The sequence below is a fragment of the Marinomonas sp. GJ51-14 genome (genome assembly GCF_055808695.1).
The window spans coordinates 3629411-3649133 of the sequence record NZ_CM147879.1; the positions used below are offsets into that span (position 1 = coordinate 3629411).

Here is a 19723-nt window from a genome sequence, read left to right on the forward strand (position 1 = left end):
CTCTATTGTTTTTGCACTTGGATTATTTGCGCCTTAAATGGGTAATCTAATTGCACTATAAGCGCATCAAGGTAACCTGCTGAACCGCCATGACAAGGAGATGAGCCTCCATCTAAGTAGATCATTCCAGCCTTCTTTCCGAATCTAGGAGTTAATTCATAGCAATAATCATCACCAAACAATTCGCCATCACTAGAGGAAAAATACACTTCATTTAACTTATAAGCTAACAACCATCCTTCATTGTAAAATCGTTCCCATGAATCGTTTTCGTCACCTTGCAGCCAATTCGCTAAGGTCGAACCGTCTAATTTTTCGACACGATCCACATACAGCACTTCAAGTTTAGCTATGCCACCTAACCCCTCACTACCTTGCTTAGCTCCATCTCTCTCCATACCACGCTCACTACCACTGTTCTCAACAAATCGTAGGCAAGAAATTTCATAGTACAATTCATCCTGCTCTTTCCAGTCAGAAGGTATCATCAGCATATTTTCATATCCTTTAATCGGACACATCTCGGCTTTTGTATATAAAGCATCAAGCTTGGCTTCACATTTAGTACTATTCATTCGCGAATTCAACTCCGAAGTGCACCACTCCCTAAATTACGCTGCACTTCGTAGTTCATCGAACACGACCGCAGGTTGTCTATAGCCAAGGCACTTCCTTGGCCTCAGATTTAGTGACCTTTGTACCTTCGCAACTTCTTCATCTGTCACTGTCCTAAGATCGGTTCCCTTAGGGATATATTGCCTCAGCAGACCGTTAAAATTTTCATTTAAGCCGCGCTCCCAGGAAGCGTAAGGGTTAGCAAAATACACATCGGCCTTCAGTTTTTGAGCAATGCTTTCATGGGCACAAAACTCTGTTCCGTTATCTGCGGTAATCGTATGCACGTGACGACGATAGCGCCACAGCATAGCACCAACCGCTCGACACACATCTTCAGTACTTTTCTTGGGCACTTTACGGATTAAGTACATCTTACTCTTCCGCTCAACCAAGCTAACAATCGCTCCAGTACCTTGCTTGCCTAAAACGGTATCGACTTCCCAGTCACCAAAACGCTGCTTGCTATCCACTATATCAGGGCGTTCTTCGATACCAACTCTATTAGGAATAATGACCCGTTTGGTATGCTTTCCTTTTCGATATCGCCTACCGTTGTGTCGTAAATGCTTGTACAGTTTTCCACCTTGACGCTTGTCTCTTTGCACATAGCCATAAATCCATTCATGACTGACAGGTAAGCCTATTAAATGGCTTACACCTGATATCTGTTCAGGGCTCCATTTTAGCGCTAGACCAAACTCAACATAATCGATGGTTTTCTGTGATATCTGGCTTTTCGCAGCACAGTGTCGTCGATGTTGAGCACGGCGCTGTGCGACATTAGGCTCATAAGTGCCATTGATAGTATGCCGCTTTAACTCTCGACTGATACTGGAATGACTGATGTTAAGTCGCCTGCCAATCTCTCTGTAACTTAAATGTTGGCTCAGATAGGCTTGAATCTGATATCGTTGTCCTTCGATCAACTGCTTATAGCTCATGGTAATACTCTAATTGTTTGGCGACGTTAGAATACCACCTATGGGCAGTTGATCTCTCGTCACCTACTCAACCATGAGTGGTGCACTTATTATCTGAATTTGCGATTTTAATAGCTAAATCCACACTCTCTGCATAACGGGCTGGATCACTAACCATCCAAGTAGAATAAACCGCATTTGATAGTGCTAAACAGCCTAACTGATCACCTAATTTCTCTCGATACAACATCAAGTCACTAATAAGCCATAACCCTTTATTAAAAACGACATCATCTTCTTGACTCATTTCATAAAAACCACATTGATTATCATAATATCGGGCTAATTTTTGTTCTGCTAATACATATTTATTAGCTTTAAAATCCATTAAAGCACCGTTACGTAAGCTTGTTATTTTATCTGATGAACAAGCAGAAAAACTCACCGTTGCTGTAAGAAATAAAACACTAATCAATATTTTTTTTACTATTTTATACACCATACATCTTCCAAAAATACAATATAATAATCTAAACTCTACATTTAAATTAAAACAAAACCAATCACCAAATAAAATAATCTTTAAAAAATAAAAAAACAAAAAAATACCCACAATACAAAAGAATTTAATTCAGCAACAGAAGAAAAATTAAAATTCAAATCACAAACACATCTACCTTTAAACTTTTAGTAATTTAACATTCCACATAGGTCAAAAACATATCATTCACCAACTTTCACGACAATTCATTTAAAAACAAAACTACCACGTCATGAAAATCTCATGTTAATTTTTTTGTTATATTAGTTTTTTTAAGCATGTTTTATAAATAAAAATATGATTCACTAGTTTGAAAAAATACTCGACTTCAATTTTTAATTACAGACGTTAAATGTCTAATCTGTAAAAAATAAAGTAAACAGCCCTATCTACAAGCTTAGAAATAGCGATAAATCACAAGCTCCACGCAAGCCTCAAACTAAAGCCTATTAGTGTTATTAAAACATCAAGCGACTATATTTTCCTATCAACTTTTCTAAATAACTATCAAGCCCTATTTTTTCCATGAAATATAAATAAGCCTAGTCTTCATTCTGAAACCTCATATCAATGGCACCATAGGAGTCGATTACGTCAACCATACTCAGTTAACTCGATGAAAAAAGAAAGACTAACATTCAACAGAAAATCATAAAACGATAACAAAACCCATAATAATAATACCATTACATTTCTTAAAGTCGAGTAATATCATGATAAAAACTTTAACTAAAAAACATCATTTATAAAAAACATTAAACAAATTATAAAAAGCTCGCCCAATACTTTTTAGATAAAACCATTATTTAGTTTACTTTAAAGTTATTTTTTAAAAAATTATAGAATTAAATAATATTAAAAACAGAAAGGAATTGTATTTTTAAATCTACAATCTAAGAAAGGGTTTCTGGTTTAGTTAATTTTTTCTTAAATAATAAAGTAGTTAGCGATTATTAATGACTCTAATCATTAGAAACATCCTGAACAAAAGAAACCTTGTTTCCTTCAATATCTATTAATTCAGCCATTTTAATGATTTCTGGATACTCTATAATTTCTCCAATAGGTAAATCCGTTTCCAGCAAAACTTTGCGCTGTGCCTCTACATCATTGACACCAATAACGACTGTTGTACTGCCAGCGCGCTCAGGATCAATTGAAACTTGAATCCAGGCATTTTCTGCAAGCTGCCATTCAGCAATACCTTCCATAGGTACCACATCTGGATCGCGTTCAAACAACTTTTTATACCACTCAAGAGCAAGCTCGAAATTCTTTACAGGGATAATTGAAATAACACTGTTAATATTTTGAATAGACATCGGGCGTCCTTATATTTAAATGCTTATTGATACTAAAATGCGTTTTCACACTCTTCCAGTATAAATACTCAAAATTGAATTATTTAAAATAGTAAAACAAAAAAATAGCCCTACCGCTAATCTACTCTTTCTATAATGCTTTACTTCGCACTATCAATTCTAAAAAGTCTTCACTTCATTTTTTGAAAAGAATCGATTGCGCGATATTATGGAGCTTCACCTCAGGATCAAAATTCTTTGATATCACTTTTTGGATAGGGTTCAAGCTTGCCAGAACAAAGTGAATTACACGAGCGAGGTCAAACGATAGTGTCGAGCGGATGGATTTACTTTATGATTAGCAACGTGTGATAACCACTTCCCCTTAAAAAAGAAGAAGTGGTCAAACCTTAAAGTTCGATGATTCTTGAATCATCCGCAAGGCTGCTTTCTACATGGCTGACTAGAATTAAAATATCAGGTTTGTACTCATTCTGAAGTGCAACGCAGATACGTTCGATGGTGTTTTTATCTAGACCATCAAAAGGTTCGTCGAGAAGTAAGACTGATGTTTTTCTTAATAAGAGCCGAGCTAAGGCGAGGCGTTTTCGTTGCCCGCCTGATAAGTTTCGACCTTGGGCGCTGAGTAAGGTATTTAAACCATTAGGAAGACTTCTTCCCCACTCAGCTAATGCAACTGCTTCTAACACAGACCAAAGTTCCTTGTCTGTCGAATTTGGATTACCAAGACGTAAGTTCGCACCGATGCTTTGCTGAAAAATATAAGGTGATTGAGGCAAGTAACTTATTTTGTTTTGGTAGTCTTGATTACCGTATAAACTTTGCTTTTCATCGTTGATAAAGGCGTCACCTGATGACAAGCAATCCCCAGCTATCGCAGCTAATAAGGTAGATTTACCTGAGCCACTTTCGCCACGAATCCAAACTCGATCACCAGATTCAATCAGTAAATCTAGAGGCGTGTTTCCCATTCCACTGGAAGCATGAAAACCACGCCAGCTTTTAAACGTCATTTTGACAATCTGTTCTGAATCATTCTGGCCATGAATCTCAGCCTGTTGCGTTTGAGTGAGTTGCTCCTGATGTAGTTGATTCAAGCGACGTAAACCCACTTGAGATTGACCTTGTGCGACGAAGGATTGCACCAAAGGTAACACCAATTCATTGATGGCTAACAAGGATAAAACATAGCCAATCACCCAGGTACCCTGTACACCATCAATCAAGAGCCACTGCCCTGTTTCTACATGGAAATAACCGATCACATAAAAGCTGCTGGCTAATAATGCAATAGTGACGCCGTAAGCGAGCAATCGCCCCATACTAACCGATTGCTGAATGAGAATTTCAGTTTTGCGTTGTCTCTCGTCCAGTTGTTCAAGGCGTTCTGCGTAGTCTTTCCAATGACCTCGAATGGTCAAGGTAATCAGCGCGGAAAACAAACTAACAAAACGACTACGACGGTGAACCCCTAAAATCTGCCCAACATGAACAGCATGACTAGCGAAACGTCCGCAAATATAAGGCACAATCAGAATATGAAAAACGCCAGCAATAGCCAACGGCCAAAGTAACGCGGGTAAGATGAAGTAAGCGAAAATAGCAACGGCAGCGTAGCTTAATAAAGCATAAATCCAAGGCAGGAAAACTACCAAAGGCCAGCGAATGATCTGATCAAGGTCACTAACGAGACGCTGCAATAAATCGCCTCGGCTTTGCTCATGCAAGTTAGCAGGATCTTTAGCCACCCGCTGATCCCAAACCCAAAGACGCAGGATACGTAATAAACCCAATAGATGGTTATGGGCTGTTACCTGTTCACCATAACGACCCGATGTGCGAAGAATTGCTAAACCGCGCACTATTGCACCCGGTGTTAAATAGTTGAAGATTAAACCTAACCCCATTGCGGTGGCTAAACCCGCTGCGGAAATAAACCAACCAGAAAGTCCTAATAAGGCAACGCCAGCTAAACTAGCAAGAGCGCCAATCAAAACCGGAATTACAAAGCCCCAAGGATTCGCCAATAAGAGGCCTTTAAGCGTGAGTTTTGCACTTTTATTAAATGACGGTTTATTTATTAATGAACGACTCATTCAAACCTCCTTTTGTTAACGCCCAATGTTTATCGGCCCATTTAATGGGATGTGTATCATGACTGACGATTAACAAGGTTTTTCCTCGGGACACAGACTCTAATGTATCGAGTACCGCTTCTGCAGTGTCGTTATCTAAACCCGAACAAGGTTCATCCAATAACCAAACATCGGTTTTTGACAATAACGCCCGCGCAATAGAAAGGCGCTGCATTTGCCCACCTGATAAGCCAGAACCTAACTCAGTAAGCTTGGTGTCTAAACCTGCTGGTAGTGCTTGAATAAAGTCATCACATTGGCTTTTTTCTAATGCTTGCTGCAAGGCTTCATCAGTTGGTGTTTGAATGCCCAACAATAAGTTACGACGAATACTGCCGTTCACCCATTCTGGAGTTTGTGGTAACCAAGCCAATTTTGAACGCCACTCGGATAAGTCGACATTTTGAAAGGCTTGGCTATTAATAAAAAGCTGACCTTGGTAATCTTCTTCAAAGCCGAGCAAGAGATGCAACAAGCTGGATTTTCCGATACCCGATTCACCACTCAACCACACTCGTTCACCTTGAGCAATTGAAGCGGTAATAGGAGCAAGACGATGATGCCCAGACTCGGTCCACCCCAATTGATCGAAGTAGATAAACGTTTCTTTATCTACAGCATCACACTCTATTGATTCAGGCTCTATTGATTCAGCTAGATCCGTTGTTTGGAGACTTGTATCAGAAAGCCTCGTATTTAGTATTTCTAATAAATCCGTTGCTGCGGCTTCTGCCTTTTGTTTGGCATGGTAATCATTGCCAAGCTGACGAAGAGGCAAATAAAACTCAGGAGCAAGTAATAAAAGAAACATGGCTTGCGTCAAGGTTACGGGCGACTCGCCAACCTGCCAAGGTAATACTTCCAACAGCCCCAAGCCAAGGTACAAGGCAATCATAGCAATAGAAAGGGAAGCAAATAATTCAAGTGTGGCGGTGGATAAGAAAGCAAGAATCAACACTCCCATGGTTGTTTTCTGATATGCACTTGCGCTATCAGATAAACGACCTCTTGCTTCTTGTGTTCTGTTTAAGCGCTTTAATTCCGCTAAGCCTTGACTCAAATCCATAAATTGATTGGATAACATGGCTAAAACACTGAACTGACGACGATTGGCTTGTGCCGCTTTATGACCCACAAAGATCATAAAAACAATCACCAAGGGCGCAGTCATCATGAAAACAAAAAAGGTAATCCAAGAGATAGAAACAACGGACAGTAAAATAACGCAGGGAATTAAGGTCACCATAAACACTTGTGGTTTATAGCGACTGAAGAAATCGTCTAACGCGTCTATTTGTTCATAAACACGAGTAGAAAGCGCCGCATCTTCTTCTATTCTTAACCGAGCTGGGCCCAGTTTCGTAAGATGCGACACCAATTTACTGCGCAAACCATAACGGATGTCACGGCTTGCGCTGGCGCAAATGCGTTCTCGTCCAAAATTAGACAGAGCACGTAATAGCAGAGCAAATAAACCAATAACCAAAAGAGACAAGGAAAAAGACTGGTGTAACGCCATGTCCGAAAATACATTCGCTAATGCCCATGCTTGCAGCACGAGCGACACCGCGAACAAAACACCAAAGCCTTGAGCAAGTCGATATTTTGAAGATTGCTGGTCGGCTAATTCACCTAAAAATGTTGCCTCAGGTGTTTTTACGCGCCCAGCTCGACGTGCTTTTTTTGCCTCATTGTTCTTTGTCATCTAGTTTACTTTTGCTCCTCTTCACCTTCATAACCACTAAACTCTAACCATATCGCATTGATGATGCCGAAAGAACAGGCTAACAAAATGCCGAGAATCCAAGCAAAATACCACATAATTCATTCCTCTTTATGTCGCTAAAGTGAGGTGTAATCCACCTCACTTTGCTGTCTGACTTTTTACCTACTTACAAAGCTCACTATATTAGTAAAGTGAGTGCTGGTTTTCTTCTACATGCTTCTTAGTCAAACGACCGTACATTACAAAGTAGCTCCATAGGGTGTAAGCCAAAACAATCGGTACAAAAATACAAGCAACCACAAACATAATCATCATGGTGTTATGGCTTGAAGTCGCGTCCCAGATAGTCAGACTCATACTCGGAAAGCTTGAAGATGGCATTAAGAATGGGAACATAGAACCACCCGCTGTTACTATGATGCCAGCAATACCCAATGATGAACTTAAGAAAGACAAGGCGCCTTTTCTCATCACTGCAGTTATGGCAGCGAACAACATACCAACAATACCAATAATAGGTGCCAACATAAGAGCCGGTACTTTTTCATAGTTTGCTAGCCAAGCACCCGCTTGCACTTCGGCAGTTTTCATTAATGGTGTCATTGCTTCGTTACCATTAATCACACTAGTCAATACATAACCATCAATGCCATAAGCCAACCAAACACCCGCAACAATAAATAATATTGCCGCTAGAGTCCCAGTTACCGCAGTTGCAGTGCTGGCTTTACGGTGCAGATCTGAATCTGTTTTCATTTGCAACCAAGCGCCACCTTGTGTCATTAACATCATCAAGCTAACCAGACCGCAAAGGATGCCGAACGGGTTCAATAAACCAAAGAAAGAGCCTGTGTACGTCACGCGAAGGTAGTTATCAAACTCGAACGGAACACCCTGTAACAAATTACCGAATGCCACACCGAAAATGATAGGCGGAACAGCAGAACCGAATACAATGCCCCAGTCCCATGTGTTGCGCCATTTTGAGTTTTCTAATTTTGAACGGTAATCAAAGCCGATTGGACGGAAAAATAAGGCCGCCAACACCAACATCATCGCAAAATAGAAACCAGAGAAAGACGTAGCGTACACAACAGGCCAAGCGGCAAACAAAGCACCACCCGCTGTGATAAACCAAACTTGGTTGCCATCCCAATGGGGAGCAATCGAGTTGATCATGATTCGACGTTCAGAATCTGTGCCGCCAATGACTTTCAATAAACTACCAACGCCCATATCAAATCCGTCGGTCACAGAGAAACCGATCAGTAGAACACCGATCAATACCCACCAAATTACTTTTAATAATTCGTATTCCATCTTATACCTCCTGCTTTAACTGAGCAGTTTCTTGTTCGAGTGCATAACGACCAGTGTGCAAGCTAGAAGGGCCCTGCTTCGCAAAACGAATCATCAAATACATTTCGGCAACTAAGAATGCTGTGTATAAAACAGTGAAACCAATGATTGTTGTCCAGATTTCACCTGCAGTTAAGTTCGATACCGCCACATGAACTGGCAAGATTTCACCAATTGCCCAAGGTTGACGACCGTACTCAGCAACGAACCAACCTGTTTCACAGGCAATCCAAGGCAAAGGTAAGCACAACATAATGAATTTTAAGAAGAGTGGATTTTTACCGATACGGCGGCGCGCATTTTGATAAAACGCTGCGGCAAATACAACCAGCATGATGAAACCACAAGCAACCATGATTCGGAAAGAGAAGAACAATGGCGCAACTTGTGGAATGGAATATTCCACAGCCATGTCAATGTCTTCTGAAGAAACTCGGTTAATATCTTCATTAAAAGCAGTAACAAGTAGACCGTAACCAAGATCACCTTTTACTTTTTCAAAGTTTTCTTTAACCATTGGATCTTCTGAACCGTTACGAAGTTGTTCAAGTAACTGATTCGCATAAATACCGTTAATAATACGTTGACGATTATGCTCTTTAAGATCCTTTAGACCTGTCACTTCTTCGTCAAGCGATCGAGTCGCAATAATACCCATTAAACCAGGTACCTTAAGTGCAAACTCTGTTTCTTCAAGCTCCTGGTTCGGAAAACCAATTAGTGTGAAATCGGCTGGCGCGTCCTGAGTTTCCCATTCAGCTTCTACTGCCGCTAATTTCACTTTTTGAACTTCGCCCAACTCGTAGCCTGACTCATCACCTAAAATGATTACACTCAATACTGATGCCAAACCAAATGCTGCCGCAATTGCAAATGAACGACGAGCAAACGCAAGGTCACGGCCTTTTAATAGGTAATAACTAGAAACTGCCAATACAAACATAGCACCAGTGGTGTAACCTGCTGAGACTGTGTGTACAAATTTAACTTGGGCAACTGGGTTTAATAACAAAGCGCCAAAATCAACCAATTCCATTCTCATGGTTTCATAGTTAAATTCAGAACCAACTGGGTTTTGCATCCAACCATTGGCAATCAAAATCCATAATGCCGATAAGTTAGAACCTAACGCCACACCCCAAGTTACCAGCAAATGCTTTAACTTACTTAGGCGTTCCCAACCAAAGAAAAATAAACCAACTAATGTCGACTCAAGGAAGAAAGCCATCAGGCCTTCGATCGCCAAAGGCGCACCAAAAATATCGCCAACGTAATGAGAATAGTAAGACCAGTTCGTTCCGAATTGGAACTCCATTGTCAGACCTGTTGTCACCCCTAAGGCAAAGTTAATCCCAAACAATTTACCCCAAAACTTCACCATGTCTTTGTAGACTTGTTTGCCCGTAATCACGTAAACAGATTCCATGATTGCCAACAAGAAAGCCATCCCTAACGTTAAAGGGACAAACAAAAAATGGTACATAACAGTAAGAGCAAACTGAAACCGCGATAGATCCACTACAGCTTCGTTAATCATATGACTTCAACCCATTCATTTGACTGAGAAAAAAGACGCTTGCAGACACTTCCCTTTCTTGAGTGTTCTTATTATCTAACGTCCACCGAAGCCTCAAACGACTTGAGGCTACTATAAGGTCAGATTATGAGTGTAGTTTGCTTCTAAAACATTGCGTTAGATCAAGATAAAGGGAGTGAAAGAAATAAGTACAAAAAAAGGAAGGAAGAGATTCTTACTTATTAAAAATAAGCTTCGCGTTTTTAGATATATATCATGGAAAGCTGCCCTAAAAAAACGTTAGACACGATAAAAAATCGTTTGTCATTATTGAATAAGATATTTGGTCTAAATTTAAGAGTATTATTGAATAAGATGAAATTCTTTATACTCATCCTTAACTCCCTATAAAACAACTTCGTCACTCCATTTAAAAGGGCAAAGACCTATGTTATTAGACACACCATTATGTGATTTTGGATGGAAAGCCCCTGAGTTTACGTTAAGCGATCCTGATGGAAAAAGTTACACCATGTCAGAGCAGCTAGGTGAGAAAGGCCTGTTGATCGCCTTTATCTGTAACCATTGTCCCTATGTAAAAGCCATTGCAGATCGATTTGCTGATGATGTACGTGAACTTCAAAAAGAAGGCATTAATGTGTTGGCGGTTATGTCGAATGACTACCGTTATGTGGAAGCGGACAGCCCACCTTTTATGAAGCAATTTAGCATCCAACACAACTTTAGCTTTCCGTATTTGGTCGATAAAAATCAATCTGTCGGTCAAGCCTATCAAGCCGTTTGCACACCGGATTTCTTTGGTTTTAATAAAGATGGCGAGTTGCAATACCGTGGTCGCCTCGACGACGCCGCAATGGGTAACTCGAACCTAAAAAGTACTAAGGACCGTAACAAAGAACTAGTCAATGCCATGAAACACATTGCGAACACAGGACATGGACCGGAACACCAAAAAGCCAGCATGGGATGTTCTATTAAATGGTCATAAAGTTAATAAACTAAGAATTATATTCATTTGTAGGCAGGGGTTAGGCGGGGGTTGCAGTTAAATGACTTGCCTTGTTAACTGCTGATTAAATACTTGATACATTTTACTTCTGGGTCACTTAGCAATGGCTCTTTGATAAATAATATATGTGCATTTACATGCTCCCTGTAAGATGCGTATTTACCTACAATTTCATGAGGCATTAATACTGCATCGATAATATCGAAATTTTCATCAAAGATGACGGCTACAAGAGCATCGAAGTCTTTTTCATCATATTTTCTAATTGCACTAAGCTGCCTTGATTTATTTTTAGGCGTAATACGCCTACCTTTAATTTGGATTCTCGTTCCATTTGAGTCAATGCCATCGTAACCAGCTTTAGAATTGGCTGCTAGCTCTAATCCCATAACTTGTGCCACAAGCCATTCGGTGTAATCACCTAATGGATTGTTTTGCGTACGAACGACATCCCTCTCTTTAAGCTCATTAGTGGCAGTAGCTTGTAGCTGCAACAATTCTTTTATACTGAGCTCTTTCAAATTCACTGAACTCTCCATAGGCAGTTAACTAACGCCGCAATAAGCGGACTAAAATTGTTGGCTATACTTTGTGAGGCACGAACAAAAGCCAACTGTTTTTGTTCCGTTTAATTGCCTTGTTATGTGCATTTACAGTTCGTCATATACAATATTAATGACTTGTTCAGCTAGTGCTCTTGTGTTTTCAAGCGCGTCATCGCCAATTTCGTGCATAGGTGTGTTTAAAGTATCTCGAATCGCACTCAAGCGAGCTTCAAGTTCAGCAGTGATATAGCCGTTGTCCCTTAAAGCAGCAGTGCAAACTGACAGGTCTGATTTTGCTTCACCAAGATCAATGAGCTGTTTCTTAAAACGATGACGAATTTCTCCCTCAAAGAAAGGTCGCAAGGTTGTGAGAATGTCGTTATTAGTTTCACGATTAACAAAAGCTTTAATTCTGTCAAAAGCAACATCATGCTCTGTAGCCATCATGTCATCAATTTCAACGGCTTCTATCGAGCAAGTTTCAGCACCATGAACTAATTTTACCGATTTAGCGCACCGCCTGAATTTCTTTACAGCTTTTGCTGCCATTCCTTTATAGTGAGTCGTTAGTACAAGTTGTTTAATAGTCCGTTGCAGCTCATCCAGTTTATTGAGAATCAGTGCTATTCGCTCATTGTCAAAACTAGTAACAGGATCATCCAGCACTAAAATAGCCTTAGCTTTCTCCTCTGCTGGAAGAGACATCACCTTAGCTAAAAATATACAAAGTGCTAGCGCTCTGCGGTCTGACTCACTAAATACTGTATTAATTTTATCAGCAGAAATGTCCTCACCTTTAAACTTAACACGAAGGTCATAGATAACTTGTCTGCCGCGATTATTAGGTACTTTGATAATCTCAAAGTTACTTGAGCCAAGCTGACGAAACAGTCCATTTATCAAATCAAAGTAAGTATCTAAATACGCTGTTTGTGATTGTTCGAGCTGCTGCTTTTGTGCTTTATAAGTCGTATCTATCCCATTAATAGTTGCTAGCTTCTGCCTGTACTGAACACAAAGTGGCTCTAATGCAATCCGCTTTAGCGCCAAATTAGCTTGTGTTTGTTGTTGTGTGATTTCTGTCAATTGATGATTCAGATCCACTTCATTAAGTGAGCCTTTATAAGCATTGAAGATAGCGTTAATTTGCTCTGCGACTACCCAATAGTCATAGATAGCTTGATTATACGTTGTTGCTGCTGTATTCAGTACATCGAAGGAAACGAGTTGGGCAGGTTCGTAGGGCGTAGTATACTTTTGCTCTAGTCTCGGTATCCAGAATTCCGTTGCTTGCTGGCTATTTGCAATAACGGCATCAAAAGAAGCGAGAATATCCTTATGCTTTTGTTCCAATGAAGTAATTAAAGGCGCTAGAGCTTGATTGGTTATAATTTGAGGCTCCACATACAGCTCAAACACTTGTTTATTGGCTTGGTGTAGCTGAATAAGGTTTTCACGAGTATTTGGAATACTAAATGGCTGACGAAGACCATTTAAAGTTTGTCTTGTTTCTTTGTTAAATCTATCAAACTCAGCATTAAAAGCTTGCTGGTACGCAGCGATTAGGCCTTGAGCATCTGCACTTAAAGTCTGCCCACAGAAAGGACAATCATCTTTTATTTGTGCGATACCTTGGCTAGCCCAACCTTTAAAAGTAGCTGAGTTGTTCACATGATTGCTCATGTGATTTTGCAGTGACACCAATGAATCTTGATGAACATTTTGAAGGCTAGATGCTAGTACAGCATTAATTGAATCAATTGCTTGGGCAAAGTTGACCTGTGCACCAACTGCACTTAGAACATTACGATGTTTAATTTTTTCAATATTCTGAATGGTAGTTGTGACTTGCAGTTTTGATGCTTCATGTGCCGTCACGTTAGTTTCTAACTGTTCTTTAGTCTCTGAAGGCAAAGCAGAGTTAACATACGCAGGAACACTACCCACAGCGTGAGTTGTAAATTTCCCTTCAATACCAGAAAGAAGTCTTTTTTCATCACGAAGATTGTTATTCATCTCAGCTAAAGCCGCAAACAAGGCGGTGTTACTCTCACCAAGAATAAAACTAGTCATGTTTTCAGAGTTTGGCCGCTCTTGCTTCTGACCAGTGATTACATTTCTATGTATAAAGCTTTGGTCAAAAACATACAAACCTGAACAATCAGGAGTTTTTACTTGCCACTGGCCGTTTTCGAATTTAGATGTAACATTACCTGTCGCAGTACCGAACATGAATTCAACTTTAGGTGGTTTAGTTGGGTCATTTGGTATGCTTTTTCGGTGCATTATAAAATCAGGAGCATCTTCTGCTAGTGAATGAATAATATCACAGAGGGTACTCTTACCATTTCTGTTCTCACCATATATAACGGTCACATCACCAAGATCTATTCCACCTGCAACGGTTTTGGTGAAATTTCCAATACCTTGTATTAGCTTTATTTTTTTTAACATCTAACACTTATCCTTAAGCCATCAATGTAAACTTATTGATAGATAGACCAGTTAATTTATCTTAATCTGACCGAATTTACTGTGAGCGCGAACTAGCGAAAGCACATAACGCCTCAAACACCGGCGCAGCCTGCTGCGTCCGAGTGCTTTGACTTGTTAGCTATTTTTTGATTTAAATTCATCAATCCCACTAATCGCAAGGTCGAAATACTCGTTTAGTTTTTCTCTGGCAGTAAATTTATTTGCCAGCTCTGCTGGATGTATTGATAAAGTGAGCTCGAATATGAACTCGTCTTCGTCAGAGTCTAGTACGCTTCTATTGTTTTCTTCGGGCACATATATATAAGCTCTTGTTAACCTAAAGCTATACATTGCGTGCTGTGGGATATATGAGATAAGCTCGTGAAATTTGTCGACATCATTGACTTCAAATATAAACCAAGCAGAAAAGAACCTGTCATTTTCAATATCTAGGGATGATAATAGTTCAGCCCAATTTCTTTGGAGATGAAACTTGTCAAGATCTTCTACTCGGGCATTTGAAGACCTCATTAGGCGTAAAGAATCTATCTCATTGAAAGCTTCAGTTAGCTTATTAAAAGATAGGTTTCTATTAACTTCTAATTTTTCTTTTAACGCCTCATCAGAACGATAAGCCTCTTCATGATCATCCCAATTCCCCTCTCTCTCCATACCGTGCAAGTACGAATTAATATAGGGTGTATAATAATCATAGTGATCAGGATCATAATGATCGCTAAACTGTAAGTAAGCTCTTAACTTCACATCAAACGAATAACATTGACCGTCTTCTAATGCATAACCATCACCCAGATAGTGCTTGATTTCTGCAGAACTATAATTGGGATGTTCACCGTTTGGATACATGTAGTCCAAATACCACGTGTAATTCCCATTCTTGTCATCAAAGTATACTGATCTAATTCGAATGAAATGCTTGTCTGGCAATTCTATTGCTTCTATTTCCTCCACTCTTTTAGATATACTTTCAAAGTGATGCTCATGATAAGAGCCAATTCTATTAGCCAAATGAAAGTAGTAGCCTTTGAAATTAACTACCCAATGATTCGGGTTTTCCGTTGCATATACCTTCCATGACGAGGCTTCTGACGATATAGGAAAAAATCGCTGAGCCACGCGCCACAAAGCTGGGGACGAAAGAGCTTGTTCAATAAATACATAATCCCAATAGATGGCTGTAATATCATTTTTAGGATTATTGTTGATGGACTCTAATCGTGTCACAACGGCCGATGAAGGCTGCGTAGAACATGCCAATATAAAGCCCGTAGCATCATGTTGCATACATGAATCGACAATGTCATCCAGATCTTTTATTCCTACAGAGCCTCCTCCATTTGCATTATGCTTGCACTGAATTAGCCACTTTTTTTGGCTTGGTGCAAAGAAGCTTTTATGCTCTTCAATGCAGAGCAAATCACGTCCACCATCTGGACCAACTCCACTCCAATAAACTTTAAAACCCTTGGAGAAAAGCAACTCCCTAATCAGAAGCTCGAATTCTTTCCCGTCCTTGTCTAATTCCTTGAAATCTAGCATTAATACTTCTCATTTTCTGTGTACAGCTAACATTTTATTAATGCGCATGCGCGTTTACACATTTTCAAAACCTTCTTGATAACCTTATAAACTACTGACTTTAAAACCATTAATAAAGATATCAACAAAACTTGAAGTTGGAAAAACGAGCATGCGTGTTATTCATTCTATCCACAGCTCGTTATTTATACTGAGCTGTTTCTTATTCATTGATATTAGTAGGCTTTTTTATTTTCTGCCAGTGCAAACGCGCAAAATCGAGTTATTTAAAATGGATAAACGAGCAAGATATGGCTTATTCAAAAAATAGACTGTCTATTAATACAGTTCGTCTTGTGACAGTCGCAGACACAACCCCATCTTCCGTCTTCCCCTTGGAGTGAAAGGGGAAGAAACTTGACCTCAGGTGTGTAAGCTGAATATTTGCTGTCACAACGAACCTTGATTGATGTATGGTTTTATTAGATGCATTAACCCAATTTAAAATAGGATGAATCATGACGTGGATAAATACTGTTGCTTATGAAGCGGCAACTGGAAAACTGAAAAAGCTCTATGACCGTGTGAAAGGCCCTGATAACAACGTCGACAATATCATGCTTGCTCACAGTCTTAGACCGCACAGCATGGAAGGTCATATGGCGATTTATAAAAACGTCATTCATCATTCAGGTAATAAAATTGATAAGTGGTTACTCGAAGCCTGTGGTGTGTATGTCAGCCACCTTAATGGCTGTCATTATTGTTTCGAGCATCATTTTGCGGGTATGAAGCGTCTATTAAAAGACGATGAACGCAGTGAGAAGATTAAAGAAGCGATTAGTCATGATGAGCCGCAACAAGCTTTTGATGGTTCACAATTGGCCATTATGGAATACGCCAGAAAATTAACACTGACGCCAGCTAATATGGTGCGTGACGATGTTACGACATTACAAGAAGCAGGCATTGATGACGGTGAAATCTTAGAAATAAATCAGGTAGTTAGTTACTTTTCTTATGCCAACCGAACGGTGCTTGGTTTAGGAGTTAATACAGTTGATGACATTATTGGTCTATCACCCAATAATTCAGATGATCCAGACAATTGGAATCATACCTAATTGATCATGGCAATTTAACTTATGTAAACTATGTACTCGGTTTGTTTTGTAAAGGATGTGGTCGGTCTATACACCATCCTAACCTTCCCCTTGAAGTAAGGGGAAGGAACTGTTTGTGGGTGTAAATGAAAGCGTCGCTTTCGTGGCAGATTACGCTGCGCTTATCATCCCTACATTAGAATATTCGATGTGAAAAAATATATCAGACTAGGCGAACGCCTATATTTAAAGGGAATGGATAAAGGCGATGCCCGAAGGTAATATCTGAAAGCAATGTCGAGCGATTGGAATTAACTTTATGATGATCGTACAAAAAAGAAACGAAGAAATGACTAGAGTTTAAACACTAAGATCTTGTTGGCGTTGTTGAGCGGAAGATAGGATGTTTATTTTTTCTTCGTTGCTGGAAGCTTGCCAGTTTAGGATGTCGTTTAAAGTACGAAAACAGCCAACACACACATCATCTTCGTTTAATGTGCAGTGGCGAGTACAAGGGCTTTTCACTGTGTCTTCAGGGATTTTATTCATACTGTTTTTTAATCCCAATTACTGCGTCTTAGATTTTTGATTTGTCCTTTTTGCTTTTTCTGATCTACCCGTTTTTTCTGGGATGAACGACTTGGTTTGGTTGGGCGGCGTGCTTTTTGCACTCTTATGGCTTCGAGGATCAACTCTTTTAAACGCGCCAAGGCATCTTCACGATTCAGCTCTTGAGTTCTGTGTTGTTGGGCCTTAATGACTATGTCACCGTCTTTTGTTAATCGAGAGTCTTTTAGACTAAGCAGACGTTCTTTGTGAAATTCAGGTAAAGAAGAGTTTGCCACGTTAAAACGTAAATGGATGGCTGAAGACACCTTGTTGACGTTTTGTCCACCAGCACCTTGCGCTCGAATAGCGGTGAGTTCTATTTCGTGATCTGGGATCGCTACCGCGATGGAAATTTGCAACATGACAGGTATTTTATGATTCTATATTGAAAGTGAATCCGCGATTATAACAGGCTTCCCTAGTGTTTGCTTTGATCCATCGTTTCTCGGTAACTTATCGGCTATACTCAGCCTTCTTTACCATTTTTACTGCTTTTATCTTGGCATATTAATTTTTACATTTAAGTATCAATAGGAGCTATTTGTGACTCAGTTTCGTCCTTGTATCGATTTACATCAAGGCAAGGTTAAACAAATTATAGGTGGTAGCCTGAACGATAAAGGCGCCAAGGAAAACTTTATTAGCGAGTACGATGCAGAGCATTATGCCACCATGTATCGCGAGCAAGGTTTAACCGGCGGTCATGTTATTGCTCTGGGCAAAGGCAACAAGGAAGAAGCGTTAAACGCCCTTCGCGCTTACCCAAATGGATTACAGTTTGGTGGTGGTGTCAAAAACAGCAACGCTGAGAGCTATTTAAAAGCGGGGGCTTCCCACGTCATTGTCACCTCTTATTTGTTTGAAAACGGCGAATTTTCTTGGGATCGTTTAGACAAAATTAAACGTGAAACAGGTACTGACCGTTTGGTACTAGATTTGAGCTGTCGTCGCACAGAAGATGGCTGGTATATTGCTACAGATCGCTGGCAAACGGTTACATCAACTCAAGTAAACCATGAAAACCTTGTTGAGCTTGCTGACCATTGTGATGAATTTCTTATTCATGCTGCCGATGTTGAAGGCTTACAGGCGGGCATTGATGAAGATTTGGTGCGTTTATTGGGTCAAGGCTGCCCTGTTGCTGTGACTTACGCTGGCGGTGCTGCGCTCTCTAGCGGATCTAAAACGTGTCCATGAATTATCTGATGGTAAAGTCGATTTAACCATTGGTAGTGCTTTAGACATTTTTGGCGGTAAAGGTGTAACACTGGATGAGTGTATTTTGTGGAATAACTCTCAGCGTTAATATCTAAGTTGTACTAAAGAATAAGCGTTTGAGCTCCCTCTTACGCTTCATTCACCCTATTCCTTTACCTTTATATCTAAACAAACGTTTGTCTTAGCTCATTGTTTACTCAAATCAAGGCTCGAGTAAAAAACACTTCGACTCGACATAATATCCACCATACCTCATACTTGGTTACTTATTTTATTTTTCCTTAATCCTAGGATTATTTACATGTTTATACTTCGTACTGGCCTTTTACTTGCGACGCTCTTGTTAAGTGCGTGCTCGATGCCAATTCTAGAAAACTTCCAACTTACTAAAAAAGAAGATTCTGCTGCTCAAAACACTCAGATAAATGACGCGATTGAAGCTTCAGACAAAACGCTTTCAAAAGATGATCAAGCCTACCAAGATGCTTTAGCGCAACTTGAGACTCAAAAAGAGTTGGCTGAAGCGAATTACGCAGAGCTTAAAAAGCGCACGGGTAAAACAGACGATTTACCTGCTACAAATATAGAATCAACAAATATCGATTCAATGGTTCAACGACTACGTAGTTACACGAGCAAAACCAATACTGATATCGCCCTACTAAATGCCCGTGTTAATGAGCGCCAGAAACTTGCTGTTAAAGGTGATTTAATACGTGTTTTTTTATCGGAAGCAACCATTACCCACCAAGACTCATTGTTCAAGGCTCAACCTTTGGTTGGTCAATGGATTCGAGGAGAAACAAGAGTTATCCGTTTAAAAGAAAATATCTTGTTTGAAAATCCACAATCTGAAGATTTACACATCACCTTTTCTGAAAACTATCAGTTAATAGTGAATGACAAGATCATTGGCACAATCAACCCTAATACAGAAAAAAACAACGCCAGTTTTACTGTGTCAACCCAAGACAATCTGGGATCTATTGTTGGTAAGCTAGATTACCGTGTTGTAAACAGTAAATAATCTTTTCTGAATTTATTTTAGTAAATTCTGATTACTTTTC

At 39.7% G+C, this 19723-nt stretch carries 17 protein-coding genes and 1 pseudogene; 4 read left to right on the plus strand and 14 right to left on the minus strand.

The window, feature by feature from the left end:
• Window positions 1-2: 2 nt before the first annotated feature.
• The 9 genes from AC0L3Y_RS17525 to AC0L3Y_RS17565 form a co-directional block, all read right to left on the minus strand.
• Window positions 3-575, minus strand: a complete 573-nt coding sequence (locus AC0L3Y_RS17525) for a hypothetical protein (protein ID WP_473466995.1) — start codon at window positions 573-575, stop codon at window positions 3-5.
• Window positions 576-611: 36 nt separating this feature from the next.
• The gene (locus tag AC0L3Y_RS17530; protein WP_473462002.1) at window positions 612-1559 is read right to left on the minus strand and encodes an IS30 family transposase; all 948 of its coding nucleotides are present in this window, start codon (window positions 1557-1559) and stop codon (window positions 612-614) included.
• 67 nt (window positions 1560-1626) lie between these two features.
• A complete protein-coding gene (locus AC0L3Y_RS17535) occupies window positions 1627-2139 on the minus strand; it encodes a hypothetical protein (protein WP_473466997.1) in 513 nt (170 codons plus the stop codon).
• A gap of 902 nt (window positions 2140-3041) precedes the next feature.
• Complete coding sequence (locus AC0L3Y_RS17540) at window positions 3042-3401, minus strand: VOC family protein (protein ID WP_473467000.1); 360 nt, start codon at window positions 3399-3401, stop codon at window positions 3042-3044.
• 389 nt (window positions 3402-3790) lie between these two features.
• The gene (locus AC0L3Y_RS17545) at window positions 3791-5497 is read right to left on the minus strand and encodes an amino acid ABC transporter ATP-binding/permease protein (protein ID WP_473467002.1); all 1707 of its coding nucleotides are present in this window, start codon (window positions 5495-5497) and stop codon (window positions 3791-3793) included.
• Entirely contained in the window at window positions 5475-7241 is a 1767-nt protein-coding gene (cydD, locus tag AC0L3Y_RS17550; RefSeq protein ID WP_473467004.1) for a thiol reductant ABC exporter subunit CydD, read from the minus strand. The genes AC0L3Y_RS17545 and cydD overlap by 23 nt, the downstream gene beginning before the upstream one ends.
• A 5-nt stretch (window positions 7242-7246) precedes the next feature.
• Entirely contained in the window at window positions 7247-7357 is a 111-nt protein-coding gene (gene cydX / locus AC0L3Y_RS17555) for a cytochrome bd-I oxidase subunit CydX (RefSeq protein ID WP_473467006.1), read from the minus strand.
• Window positions 7358-7445: 88 nt separating this feature from the next.
• Entirely contained in the window at window positions 7446-8582 is a 1137-nt protein-coding gene (cydB, locus tag AC0L3Y_RS17560; RefSeq protein WP_473467009.1) for a cytochrome d ubiquinol oxidase subunit II, read from the minus strand.
• Window position 8583: 1 nt separating this feature from the next.
• The gene (locus AC0L3Y_RS17565) at window positions 8584-10158 is read right to left on the minus strand and encodes a cytochrome ubiquinol oxidase subunit I (RefSeq protein ID WP_473467011.1); all 1575 of its coding nucleotides are present in this window, start codon (window positions 10156-10158) and stop codon (window positions 8584-8586) included.
• Window positions 10159-10585: 427 nt separating this feature from the next.
• Between AC0L3Y_RS17565 and AC0L3Y_RS17570 the strand changes: the two genes are divergently transcribed.
• Complete coding sequence (locus tag AC0L3Y_RS17570; protein WP_473467014.1) at window positions 10586-11146, plus strand: thioredoxin family protein; 561 nt, start codon at window positions 10586-10588, stop codon at window positions 11144-11146.
• A gap of 74 nt (window positions 11147-11220) precedes the next feature.
• On the opposite strand, the gene AC0L3Y_RS17575 is transcribed toward AC0L3Y_RS17570, so the two are convergent.
• The 3 genes from AC0L3Y_RS17575 to AC0L3Y_RS17585 all read right to left on the minus strand — a co-directional run bounded on the left by AC0L3Y_RS17575 (window position 11221) and on the right by AC0L3Y_RS17585 (window position 15747).
• Window positions 11221-11694, minus strand: coding sequence for a DUF6998 domain-containing protein (locus tag AC0L3Y_RS17575; protein ID WP_473467016.1), 474 nt, complete (start codon window positions 11692-11694; stop codon window positions 11221-11223).
• Window positions 11695-11817: 123 nt separating this feature from the next.
• Window positions 11818-14166 carry an AAA family ATPase gene (locus AC0L3Y_RS17580; RefSeq protein WP_473467019.1) on the minus strand — a complete coding sequence of 783 codons (2349 nt, stop codon included), beginning with the start codon at window positions 14164-14166 and terminating at the stop codon, window positions 11818-11820.
• A 156-nt stretch (window positions 14167-14322) separates the two neighbouring features.
• The gene (locus AC0L3Y_RS17585) at window positions 14323-15747 is read right to left on the minus strand and encodes a restriction endonuclease (protein WP_473467021.1); all 1425 of its coding nucleotides are present in this window, start codon (window positions 15745-15747) and stop codon (window positions 14323-14325) included.
• A gap of 497 nt (window positions 15748-16244) precedes the next feature.
• Here AC0L3Y_RS17585 and AC0L3Y_RS17590 point away from each other — a divergent pair, with 497 nt between their 5' ends.
• Window positions 16245-16850, plus strand: coding sequence for a carboxymuconolactone decarboxylase family protein (locus tag AC0L3Y_RS17590; protein ID WP_473467023.1), 606 nt, complete (start codon window positions 16245-16247; stop codon window positions 16848-16850).
• A gap of 339 nt (window positions 16851-17189) precedes the next feature.
• On the opposite strand, the gene AC0L3Y_RS17595 is transcribed toward AC0L3Y_RS17590, so the two are convergent.
• Entirely contained in the window at window positions 17190-17378 is a 189-nt protein-coding gene (locus AC0L3Y_RS17595; protein WP_473467028.1) for a DUF1289 domain-containing protein, read from the minus strand.
• A gap of 8 nt (window positions 17379-17386) precedes the next feature.
• A complete protein-coding gene (gene arfB / locus AC0L3Y_RS17600; RefSeq protein ID WP_473467031.1) occupies window positions 17387-17800 on the minus strand; it encodes an alternative ribosome rescue aminoacyl-tRNA hydrolase ArfB in 414 nt (137 codons plus the stop codon).
• A 181-nt stretch (window positions 17801-17981) separates the two neighbouring features.
• Between arfB and hisA the strand changes: the two are divergent.
• Together hisA and AC0L3Y_RS17610 are read left to right on the plus strand one after the other, a co-directional pair.
• A pseudogene (hisA, locus tag AC0L3Y_RS17605) lies at window positions 17982-18744 on the plus strand (phosphoribosylformimino-5-aminoimidazole carboxamide ribotide isomerase).
• A gap of 213 nt (window positions 18745-18957) precedes the next feature.
• On the plus strand, window positions 18958-19683 hold the full coding sequence (locus tag AC0L3Y_RS17610) for a hypothetical protein (protein WP_473467034.1): 726 nt from the start codon (window positions 18958-18960) through the stop codon (window positions 19681-19683).
• The last annotated feature ends 40 nt before the right edge of the window (window positions 19684-19723 follow it).